An 11,589-nucleotide genomic window follows, 5' to 3' on the forward strand; every position below is an offset into this window, starting at 1 on the left:
CACCCGTTCGTGTCGTCGGCTCCGCAGGCGCTTTGACGCACCGCCAGAGCCGACGCCCGCGCGGTCAGTTCTGCGACGGCAGGGCCGGAGCCCCTCCGGCGGTCCCGGGCTCCAGCGCGTCGAGCGCTCGCCGCAGTCCGGTGAGCTTGCGCTCCAGGTGGGCCGCGGTCGCCACCACGCCCGCGTCGGCCGAGTCCTCGCCGAGCTGCTTGGTCAGCGCCTCGGCCTGCTCCTCGACCGCCGCGAGCCGCGCGGAGAGCTCGGCCAGCAGCCCGGCCGTCTCCTTGCCGGCGTCCACGCCGTTGGAGCTGCTGCCGCCCTCCAGCTGGAGGCGGAGCAGGGCCGCCTGCTCCCGCAGTTGGCAGTTCTTCGTGTACAGCTCCACGAAGACCGAGACCTTGGCCCGCAGCACCCAGGGGTCGAAGGGCTTCGAGATGTAGTCGACCGCACCCGCCGCGTAGCCGCGGAAGGTGTGGTGCGGACCGTGGTTGATCGCGGTGAGGAAGATGATCGGGATGTCCCGGGTCCGCTCGCGCCGCTTGATGTGCGCGGCCGTCTCGAAACCGTCCATCCCCGGCATCTGGACATCCAGCAGGATGACCGCGAAATCGTCCGTCAGCAGCGCCTTGAGCGCTTCCTCCCCCGACGACGCCCGGACCAGTGTCTGATCGAGCGCGGAGAGGATGGCCTCCAGCGCCAGCAGATTCTCCGGCCGGTCGTCGACCAGGAGGATCTTGGCCTTCTGCACCATGCCCTGTCCTCCTCGCCCCGGCGCGGGGCCTCCCCGGCTCCTGGCTCCGGCCTGTGCGCCGGGCCCCGCCCCAGAGGGCGGCATCCTCGCGCCGTCCGTCCTTGTGCCGGTCATCGTAGCCCCAGTCCCGAGATCGCCACACCCTGTCACCAGGATGTCACTGTGCACGAAGCAGAAACGTGGCGGGAGAGCAGAAGGTTCCCCGTTCACCGGGGTCCCACACCGCTCCGGCCACAGTGAGTCAGCAATGGGTACGCACCGCGCTCGCGGCGATCACTTGCCCCGCATCCACTGTTCCATCACCGACAGAAGGTAGTCGGGGTCGACCGGCTTGGTGACATAGTCGGAAGCACCGGAGTCGATCGCCTTCTCCCGGTCGCCCTTCATCGCCTTCGCCGTCAGCGCGATGATCGGCAGCCCCGCGAACTGCGGCATCCGCCGGATCGCCGATGTCGTGGCGTATCCGTCCATCTCGGGCATCATGATGTCCATCAGCACGACCGTCACGTCCTCGTGCTGTTCCAGGACTTCGATGCCCTCCCGCCCGTTCTCCGCGTACAGCACGGCCAGTCCGTGCTGCTCCAGCACGCTGGTGAGCGCGAAGACGTTGCGGACGTCGTCGTCCACGATGAGCACCTTCTCGCCGTGGAAGTCGTACGTCCGGGGCACCACCGGAAGTTCGTCCTCCGCGCTGCCCCAGCCGTCGTCGGGCGCCACCGCGTTCGGCTGCCCCGGCACCGCCGTACGCGGCTCCAGGTCGCTCAGCGCCTTGCGCCGCCGCCGGAACAGCGCCGCCCCGCCGTTCTGCCCCGGCCCGCCCGGCTCGGCGGCCGACAGCGCGGGCCGCGCCGGCTGGGACGGCCCCGACGGTACGGCGGCGGGCCCGGCCGGGGCCGAAGGCAGCACCGGCCGCGCACCGTCCAGGGACCTGCGGTACAGCTCGCCGCGGCCACCCCCGGGCGTGGGCGGCGCGTACCCCTGCGGAGGCAGCTCGCTCGGGTGCAGCGGCAGGTACAGCGTGAAGGTGGACCCGCGGCCGGGCTCGCTCGCCGCGTGGATCTCCCCGCCCAGCAGCCGGGCGATCTCCCGGCTGATGGACAGGCCCAGCCCGGTGCCGCCGTACTTGCGGCTCGTCGTCCCGTCCGCCTGCTTGAACGCCTCGAAGATCACCAGCATCTTACTCGCCGCGATCCCGATCCCGGTGTCGGTGACCGAGAAGGCGATCAGGTCCGCGTCCGCCTCCCTCAGCGAACCGGCCTCCAGCAGCTGCTCCCGGATCGCCGTCGGCACATCGGCCCCGGCCGGCCGGATCACCAGCTCCACCGCGCCGCCGTCGGTGAACTTCACCGCGTTCGACAGCAGGTTGCGCAGCACTTGGAGGAGCCGCTGCTCGTCCGTGTGCAGGGTCGCGGGCAGCTCCGGCGAGACCCGGACCGAGAAGTCCAGGCCCTTCTCCGCCGTCAGCGGCCGGAAGGTGGCCTCCACGTAGTCCACGAGCTGGACCAGCGCGATCCGGGTCGGCGAGACGTCCATCTTCCCGGCCTCGACCTTCGACAGGTCGAGGATGTCGTTGATCAGCTGCAGCAGGTCCGAACCCGCGCCGTGGATGGTCTCGGCGAACTCGACCTGCTTCGGCGACAGGTTGCCGTCCGCGTTGTCGGCGAGCAGCTTGGCCAGGATCAACAGCGAGTTGAGCGGGGTCCGCAGCTCGTGCGACATGTTCGCCAGGAACTCGGACTTGTAGCGCATCGAGACCGCGAGCTGCTCGGCGCGCTCCTCCAGGACCTGCCGGGCCTCCTCGATCTCGGTGTTCTTCACCTCGATGTCCCGGTTCTGCTGGGCCAACAGCTCGGCCTTCTCCTCCAGCTCCGCGTTCGCGGCCTGCAGGGCCTTCTGCCGGTTCTCCAGCTCGTCCGAGCGCTCGCGCAGCTGCTCGGTCATCTCCTGCGACTGCTTCAGCAGCATCTCCGTCTTGGAGTTGACGCTGATGGTGTTGACGCTCGTACCGATCATCTCGGCGATCTGGCTGAGGAAGTCCTTCTGGATCTGCGTGAACGGCGTGAACGAGGCCAGCTCGATGACGCCGAGCACCTTCCCCTCGAAGAGCACCGGCAGCACGATCACGTGCGCCGGCGGCGCCTCGCCCAGACCCGAGGAGATCTTCAGGTAACCGGGCGGGGTGTTCTCGACGAGGATCGTCCGCTTCTCCTCGGCGACGGTCCCGATCAGCCCCTCCCCCGGCCGGAAGGAGATGGGCATCTGGCCGCCCGCGTACGCGTAACTCCCGCGCATCCGCAGCTCGTACGAGCCGTCCGCGCCGCCCTCCGTCCCGATCTCGGTGGTGCCGCCGGTCGGCAGCGCCAGGAAGAACGCGCCGTGCTGCGCGGAGACCACCGGCGTCAGCTCGCTCATGATCAGCGAGGCCACGTCGTCGAGCTCCCGGCGGCCCTGCATCAGCGCGGAGATCCGGGCGAGGTTGCCCTTGAGCCAGTCCTGCTCCTTGTTGGCCAAGGTGGTGTCGCGCAGGTTCGCGATCATCGTGTTGATGTTGTCCTGGAGGACCTGGATCTCGCCCGCCGCGTCCACGTCGATCTTCAGGTTGAGGTCACCGCGGGTCACCGCGGTGGCCACGGCCGCGATCGCGCGCACCTGCCGGGTGAGGTTCCCGGCCATCTCGTTCACGGACTCGGTCAGGTCGCGCCAGGTGCCGTCGACGTCCCGGACGCGCGCCTGGCCGCCCAGGATGCCCTCGGTACCCACCTCGCGGGCCACCCGCGTCACCTGGTCGGCGAACGAGGACAGCTGGTCGACCATCGTGTTGATGGTGGTCTTGAGCTCCAGGATCTCGCCGCGGGCGTCGATGTCGATCTTCTTGGTCATGTCGCCCTTGGCGATGGCGGTCGTGACCATGGCGATCTGCCGCACCTGACCGGTGAGGTTCGAGGCCATGAAGTTCACCGAGTCGGTGAGGTCCTTCCACGTCCCCGAGACCCCGGGAACGTGCGCCTGACCGCCCAGGCGGCCCTCCGTGCCCACCTCACGGGCCACGCGCGTCACCTCGTCGGCGAACGAGGACAGGGTCTTCACCATCGTGTTGACCGTGTCGGCGAGCTGCGCGACCTCGCCGCGCGCCTCGACCGTGACCTTCTTCGTCAGATCGCCGTTGGCGACCGCTGCCGAGACCTGGGAGATGTTGCGCACCTGCGAGGTCAGGTTGTTGGCCATCAGGTTGACGTTGTCGGTCAGGTCCTTCCAGATGCCGGTCACCCCCCGGACCCGCGCCTGACCGCCCAGGATGCCCTCGGAGCCCACCTCACGGGCCACCCGCGTCACCTGCTCGGCGAACGAGGACAGCTGGTCCACCATCGTGTTCACGGTCGTGACCAGTTCGAGGATCTCGCCCTTGGCGTCGACGGTGATCTTCTTCGAGAGGTCGCCCATGGCCACGGCCGTGGTCACCTCGGCGATGTTGCGCACCTGCGACGTCAGGTTGTTCGCCATGAAGTTGACGGACTGCGTGAGGTCCTTCCAGGTACCGGAGACCCCCTTCACCTCCGCCTGACCGCCGAGGATGCCCTCGGTGCCCACCTCGCGCGCCACCCGCGTCACCTGCTCCGCGAAGTTCGAGAGCTGGTCGACCATCGTGTTGAGGGTGTTCTTCAGCTCCAGGATCTCGCCCCGGGCGTCCACGTCGATCTTCTGCGACAGGTCACCGCGCGCCACCGCCGTCGCGACCTGCGCGATGTTGCGCACCTGCGAGGTCAGGTTCCCGGCCATGCCGTTCACCGAGTCCGTCAGGTCACGCCATACGCCGGCCACCCCGGGCACCTGCGCCTGCCCGCCGAGCCGGCCCTCCGTACCCACGTCCCGGGCCACCCGGGTCACCTGCTCCGCGAAGGCGGAGAGCTGGTCGACCATCGTGTTGATGGTGTTCTTCAGCTCCAGGATCTCGCCCCGGGCGTCCACGTCGATCTTCTGCGACAGGTCGCCCCGCGCCACCGCCGTCGTCACCTGGGCGATCTGGCGCACCTGCGAGGTCAGGTTGCCGGCCATGAAGTTGACGGAGTCGGTGAGCTCCTTCCACGTGCCGGAGACCCCCTCCACCCGTGCCTGGCCGCCGAGCCGGCCCTCCGTACCCACGTCCCGCGCCATCCGCGTCACCTGGTCGGCGAACGAGGACAGCTGGTCCACCATCGTGTTCACGGTGTTCTTCAGCTGGAGCATCTCGCCCGAGACGTCCACGGTGACCTTCTGCGACAGGTCGCCGTTGGCCACCGCCGTCGTCACCTGCGCGATGTTGCGGACCTGCCCGGTCAGGTTGCGGAAGGCGGTGTTCACCGAATCGGTGAGGTCCTTCCACGTCCCCGCCGCACCCGGCACCTGCGCCTGACCGCCCAGCTCGCCCTCGACGCCGACCTCGCGGGCCACCCGCGTCACCTCGGCACCGAAGGACTGGAGCTGGTCCACCATCGTGTTGACGGTGTTCTTCAGCTCCAGCATCTCGCCGGCCACGTCGACCGTGACCTTCTGCGACAGGTCGCCGTTGGCGACGGCGGTGGTGACCTGCGCGATGTCCCGCACCTGCGTGGTGAGGTTGCGGAAGACCGTGTTCACCGAATCGGTGAGGTCCTTCCACGTCCCCGCCGCACCAGGCACCTGCGCCTGACCGCCCAGCAGACCCTTCGCACCGACCTCGCTGGCCACCCGCGTGACCTCGTCCGCGAACGTCCGCAGCGTCTCCGTCATCTGGTTGATCGTTTCGGCCAGCTGCGCCACCTCGCCGCGCGCGCTGACCCGCACCTTCTGCGACAGGTCGCCGTTCGCGACCGCCGTCGTGACCTGCGCGATCCCGCGCACCTGGGCCGTCAGGTTGCCGGCCATGGTGTTGACGGAGTCCGTCAGGTCCTTCCACACACCCGCGACCCCGGGCACCTTCGCCTGGCCGCCCAGCTCGCCCTCCGTACCCACCTCACGGGCGACGCGGGTCACCTCGGAGGAGAAGGACGACAGCTGGTCCACCATCGTGTTCACGGTGTTCTTCAGCTGGAGCATCTCGCCGGCCACGTGCACCGTGACCTTGCGCGACAGATCGCCCTTGGCGACCGCCGTCGTGACGAGGGCGATGTCACGCACCTGAGCGGTGAGCCGGTACGCCATGGTGTTGACGGAGTCGGTCAGGTCCTTCCACGAACCGGACATACCGCGCACCTGGGCCTGGCCACCCAGCTTGCCCTCGGTGCCCACCTCCAGCGCCACCCGCGTCACCTCGTCGGTGAACGCGGACAACTGGTCGACCAGGTTGTTGACCGTGCGCCCGACCTTCAGGAACTCGCCGCGCAGCGGATGCCCCGCCCCCTCGGCGGCCTGCGTCCGCAGGTCCATCCGCTGGTCCAGATCGCCCTCGGCCACCGCCGACAGCACCCGGCCCACCTCGGACACCGGGCGGGCCAGATCGTCCACCAACTGGTTCGAGGCGTCGATCGCGGCCGCCCAGGAGCCCTCACAGGCACCGGTTTCCAGCCGTTCGCTGAGCTTGCCCTCGCGGCCCACCATCCGCCGCACCCGGGACAGCTCCCCGGTCAGGTGGAGATTGCGGTCGGCGACCTCGTTGTAGACGGCGGCGATCTCCGCCATCACGCCCTCGCCGGACACCGTCAGCCGCTTGCGGAAGTTCCCGTCCCGCATCGACACCAGGGCCGTGAGCAGCCGGTTCAGAGCGGCGGTATCGACCTCCGTCGTGCCGCCGCGCCGGGGACGTCCGCCCTTCGGCCGCGTTCCCGTACGCCGCACCGCTGCGCCAGACTCCACCGTGTCCCTCCCGAAAGGGTCGACCGCTGTTCCGCCGGGCTTCGAGTACCACTGCCCGGCTCTTCAAGCCTGCCCAGTGTTTCACCCTGGCCGAACCCGGCCATAACACTTCGGCACCATCGCACACCCGCCGTACCCTGCGGGTGGATTCCCGGACGACGGCACCATGCCGACCGCGAAGGTAAGTAACCTGGCAACCGATGTCCAACCGCGTCGAAGGAGATTCGTGATCACGGCACGGGCGGCTGCCAGCTTCGACCCCCTCGGGCGCTCGGTCGCCGCCGCTCGCGCGTTCGTCCGCGACACCCTGCAGGGCTGGGGCTTCGCGGACATCGTCGACGACGCGGTGGTGCTCACCAGCGAGCTCGTCACCAATGCCGTGGTCCACGCCGGAACCCGGGCCGAGGTCCTGTGCCTGCGCACCGAGGACGGCGTACGCGTCGAGGTCGCCGACCGCTACCCGGAGCGAGACCTCCCGCTCCGGCACCCCGACGAGCGCCCGTACGCCGATGCCGAGAGCGAGAACGGCCGCGGCCTGATGCTCTGCGCCGCCCTCGCCACCCGCTGGGGCGTCGAGTACACGGCCACCCACAAACACGTGTGGTTCCGCCTCGACCTGCCAGACCGGCCGGTCGGTACCCGCTCCGCCGGCCCCGTCGTCCCGGACCGCATGCTCCCGCTCGCCGACAGCCGCGTCCGCGTCGCCGTCCTCCAGATCGACGCGGCCGACACCATCTCCGCCTGGAACGAGGACGCCGAGCACGTCTTCGGCTACCCCGCCGAGAAGGCTCTCGGCCGCCCCCTCGCCGAGCTCGCGGCCTGGCCGCAGACCCCCGGCACCGGAACCGGCATCGCCGAGGCCCTGCGCCTGTCCCGCTGGGAGGGCAGCTACGGGGTCCGCGGCTCCGACGGCCGCGTCATCCCCGTCTACGCCTCCCACCTGCGCGTCCGCGACGCCCACGGCGAACCGTCCACCGTCTGCCTCCTCGTCCACGACGACGAGCGCGCGCTGCTCCAGAGCCCGGTACGGGTGCCCGTCACCGACAGCGGCCACTTCACCGATCCGCGCCCCGCGGACCCCTTCGAGGTCTTCATCGGCTCCCCCGCCCCCGACGACCTCGACGGCCTCCTCCAGCGCACCGTCGAACGCGCCCGCGACCTCCTCGACGCCGACGCCGCCTTCCTGCTGCTCGCCACCGACGACGAGACGGAGCTCGAGGTCCGCGCCACCACCGGCCTGCCCTCCACCCGCCAGCGCTTCGCCCGCGTCCCCGTCGAGGCCGGCACGAACCGCTACGGCTCCGCCCGCATGCCCGCCGTCCACGACGACCTCACCGCGGTCCCCGGAGCGGTCCCGCTCCTGGAGGCCACCGGCATGCGCTCCGCGGTCACCGTCCCCCTCAAGGTGGAGGGCCGGCTCACCGGCTCCCTCGGCGTCGCCGCCGAAAGCCCCGGCCGGTACTCCAACGAAGAGGCACTCCACCTCCAGTTCGCCGCCGACCGCATCGCCCTCGCCGTCGAGTCCGCCCGCCTCGGCGAGCTGGAACGGCTGCGCCGCGGCTCCCTCTCCTTCCTCGTCGAGGCCTCCGACCTGCTGGCCGGCACCCTCGACCGGGACCAGACGCTGGCGCTCATGGCCCAGATGACCGTCCCGACCCTCGCCACCTGGTGCGCCGTCTACACGATCGCCGACCAGTCCTCGGACCCGTACCTCTCGTACGTCCTCCACGAGGACGAGGAGCGCATCGACGGCCTCAAGGCCCTGCTCTCCCGGGTCAGCCCGCCCGACCCGGTCCGCGAGGCCGGCGCCCGCCCCTGGACGGAGGCGACCCTCGCGGTCGGCGGGGAGACCGTGGTCCTGCCACTCCTCGCCCGCAACCGCGTGATCGGCATGCTTACCCTCGGCAAGCCGCGCGAGGAGCACTTCCGCCAGGAGATCCTAGAACTCGCCGAGGACCTGTCCCGCCGGGCCGCTCTCGCCCTCGACAACGCCCGCCTCTACTCCGAGCGCACCGCGATCAGCCGCTCCCTCCAGCGCAGCTTGCTGCCGCCCGGCTCGCCCGCCATCCCCGGCATGGAGGTCGAGGTCATCTACCGCGCCGCCGGCGAGGGGAACGAGGTGGGCGGCGACTTCTACGACGTCTTCCCGATCCGCGACGGCGCGTACGGCTTCGCCATCGGCGACGTCTGCGGTACGGGCCCCGAGGCGGCCGCCGTCACCGGCCTCGCCCGGCACGCGCTGCGCCTGCTGGCCCGCGAGGGCCTCGGCGGACCGGCCGTCCTCGAGCGCCTCAACGCCGCCATCCTCGACGAGGGTGCCCGCAGCCGCTTCCTCACCCTCCTCTACGGAGAGCTCCACCCCCAGCCCGACGGCGGAGCCCTCATGAAGGTCGTCTGCGCGGGCCACCCGCTCCCGCTCCGTCTGCGCCCGAACGGCCAGGTCGACGCGGCCGCGGACCCGCAGCCGCTGCTGGGCGTCATCGAAGACCTGGACCTGTACGAGCAGACCCTCACCCTCGACCCCGGCGACGTCCTGCTCTGCGTCACCGACGGTGTGACCGAGCGCCGCGAGGGGACCCGCATGCTCGGCGACGACGGCCTCGCGGAGGTCCTCACCACCTGCACGGGCCTCACCGCGGGCGCGGTCGCCTCGCGCGTCCTGCGCGCCGTGGAACGCTTCGCGGCCGAGCCGGCCTCGGACGACATGGCCATCCTGGCCTTCCGCGTCCCGGAACAGCGCACGGGCGACTAGGAGCTGTCCGGCCGATCATGCGACTGGCTGCTCATCCGGTCATTGTTCTGCGTATGGGTGGAAATCGGCGTGGTGAGTTGTCGGAGGCCGAGTGGGAACGGCTGCGGCCGTTCCTGCCGGTGAGCAATGGCCGGTGCGGGCGTTGGCGCGACCACCGTCAGGTGATTGACGGGATTCTGCACCGGGTGCGGACCGGTGTGCACTGGCGTGATCTCCCGGAGCGGTTCGGTCCCTGGAAGACCGTCTACGAGCGCGACCGGCAGTGGTCGGCCGACGGCACGTGGGAGCGTCTTCTGCAACAGGTCCGGGCCGAGGCTGACGCAGCCGGCGAGATCGACTGGGATGTCTCAGTGGATTCCACCAGCGTGCGCGCCCACCAGCACGCGGCTGGCGCCTGAACCGCTGCACCACCCGCCCTGACGCAGTCAAAGGGGGCCGAGGTCGTGGAACACCAGGGCGAACCGCCGTGGCAGAGCCTGGTCGCCCGCCTGGTGGAGGTGGTGCGGGAGGTGAGGGCCTGGGCCGCTCGCGCGGCGGCTTCACCAGCAAGATCCACCTGAGCGCCGACGGCCGCTGCCGCCCGCTTTCCCTGATCATCACCCCCGGGCAGCGGGCCGACTGCACCCAGTTCGTGCCGGTGCTGGCCAAGATCAGAGTTCCCCGCCAGGGGCCCGGCCGGCCCCGCAACAAGCCGGACAGCGTCGCAGCCGATAAGGCCTCCAGCAACGGGCTTTGTCGTCAGTACTTGCGGCAGCGCGGCATCCGGCACACCGTCCCGGAGAAGGCCGACAGCCAGGCCGCCCGCCTGCGCAAAGGATCACGCGGCGGGCGGCCACCGGGCTTCGACGAGGCACGGTACAAGAAGCGCAACACCGTCGAACGGGCCAGCAACAAGCTGAAGAACTACCGCGCAGTGGCCACGCGCTACGACAAGCGCGGCTACGTCTTCCTCCGCACCGTCACGGCAGCCGCACTCGTCATCTGGATCCGGTCGTGACCACAGCGCCTGCCCGAGCGGTCAACATTGCCTGTGCTTCGCTTCCGCAGTCTGGATGAACGCTCGTGCCCGCTCACGCACCATGTGGAGCCAGCCCTGCGGATCAGCATCGTAGAGAGCGCAGTTATCCTTCCATCGGATGAGGCCGCCGGTGATGTCATCGAGCGAGTGGTACCACTCGCCCTCACCCGATGTGCCGTGCCAGACGACACCGGGACGGCCTGGATCCTGGCAAAGGTCGAAACCGTGCAGGTGCTGCAGGGCCGTTTCGACCAAAGGGTCCTCGAAGTCAGCGAACGCTCCTTCGCCCTCCACCCATGGAACCACCCACGCATGCATCGCTTCGCGGGTCACCTCCCCCCGAGCCAGTGCATTCCACTGAGCAGCCACCTCCACACGGCCGGGCGGAGCTGACGTCACATCCAGGTCACTCATGCACCCACCCTCCCAGCCGAGCTGCCCAACGGGCCACACCGATTCGCCTCTAGATCGGCCGGACAGCTCCTAGTCGGCGGTCTCAGTTCACGAGGGGACCGCGGGTGGGCGGGCCGACCCAGACGCCGTAGTCGAAGTCGTCCGAGGGCACGCCGCCACTTCCACCACCGAAGTCGGTGTCGCCGCCGCGAGCCGCGTCACTCGAACCGGTGGACCCGGGATCGGTGTCGCCGCCGGTCGCCCCGTTACTGCCGCCCGGGAGCCCGGGATCGGTGTCCCCGCCTGTCGCGTCCTGCCCGCCCCGGCCGAGCCCGAAATCGATGTCTCCGCCGAACCCTCCCCGGGCGAGGTCCGTGAGGATCTTGTAGCGGCCGACGGGATCGTCGGCGTCGGAGGTCGGCCGCGCGGGCGCGGTGCTCGGGGCGGCCGACGCCGAGGAGGACAGGGAGACGCCGCCGGCGCCCAGGGCGACCACGAGGACGAGGACGAAGCGTCGGAACTTTGCGATGGTCATGAAGGGTCCTTCCGCAGCTCGGGAGATCGGACGGTCCACTCCATTGCGCCCCGCCCGAGCTCCCGGGTCACGGCCCGGAAAGTCGGGACTTGACAGCGCCGGAAGCACGGCCCGGAAACGCAAGAAGGCCCCCGCCAAATGGCGGGGGCCTTCTTTGTTGGAGCCCTTTAACGGAATCGAACCGTTGACCTTCTCCTTACCATGGAGACGCTCTACCGACTGAGCTAAAAGGGCGGGTTGTTCGGCGGCGTCCTACTCTCCCACAGGGTCCCCCCTGCAGTACCATCGGCGCTGAAAGGCTTAGCTTCCGGGTTCGGAATGTAACCGGGCGT

At 70.1% G+C, this 11,589-nt stretch carries 6 protein-coding genes, 1 tRNA gene and 1 rRNA gene; 2 read left to right on the top strand and 6 right to left on the bottom strand.

Annotated features, from left to right (window positions below):
* Nucleotides 1-64: 64 nt before the first annotated feature.
* Nucleotides 65-751 (bottom strand): response regulator, encoded by a 687-nt coding sequence (locus ACZ6JT_RS29770; RefSeq protein WP_469214411.1) that lies wholly within the window; start codon nucleotides 749-751, stop codon nucleotides 65-67.
* Between the two features lie 273 nt (nucleotides 752-1,024).
* On the bottom strand, nucleotides 1,025-6,559 hold the full coding sequence (locus ACZ6JT_RS29775) for a HAMP domain-containing protein (RefSeq protein ID WP_469214413.1): 5,535 nt from the start codon (nucleotides 6,557-6,559) through the stop codon (nucleotides 1,025-1,027).
* Between the two features lie 166 nt (nucleotides 6,560-6,725).
* Between ACZ6JT_RS29775 and ACZ6JT_RS29780 the strand changes: the two genes are divergently transcribed.
* Entirely contained in the window at nucleotides 6,726-9,311 is a 2,586-nt protein-coding gene (locus tag ACZ6JT_RS29780; protein WP_469214415.1) for a SpoIIE family protein phosphatase, read from the top strand.
* Between the two features lie 53 nt (nucleotides 9,312-9,364).
* Nucleotides 9,365-10,308 (top strand): IS5 family transposase gene (locus tag ACZ6JT_RS29785; RefSeq protein ID WP_469214459.1). Its coding sequence is split into 2 segments (ribosomal slippage): nucleotides 9,365-9,707 and nucleotides 9,707-10,308, totalling 945 coding nucleotides; the frame shifts between segments, so codons are not numbered across the junction.
* Between the two features lie 21 nt (nucleotides 10,309-10,329).
* Here ACZ6JT_RS29785 and ACZ6JT_RS29790 read toward each other — a convergent pair.
* The 4 genes from ACZ6JT_RS29790 to rrf all read right to left on the bottom strand — a co-directional run.
* Nucleotides 10,330-10,743, bottom strand: a complete 414-nt coding sequence (locus ACZ6JT_RS29790; RefSeq protein WP_469214418.1) for a hypothetical protein — start codon at nucleotides 10,741-10,743, stop codon at nucleotides 10,330-10,332.
* 82 nt (nucleotides 10,744-10,825) lie between these two features.
* Complete coding sequence (locus tag ACZ6JT_RS29795; protein ID WP_469214419.1) at nucleotides 10,826-11,257, bottom strand: hypothetical protein; 432 nt, start codon at nucleotides 11,255-11,257, stop codon at nucleotides 10,826-10,828.
* Nucleotides 11,258-11,415: 158 nt separating this feature from the next.
* Nucleotides 11,416-11,491 (bottom strand) — tRNA-Thr (locus ACZ6JT_RS29800).
* Nucleotides 11,492-11,496: 5 nt separating this feature from the next.
* Nucleotides 11,497-11,589, bottom strand: a 5S ribosomal RNA gene (gene rrf, locus ACZ6JT_RS29805); the annotation flags it as partial.

This window comes from Streptomyces sp. NPDC046308, from assembly GCF_055588065.1.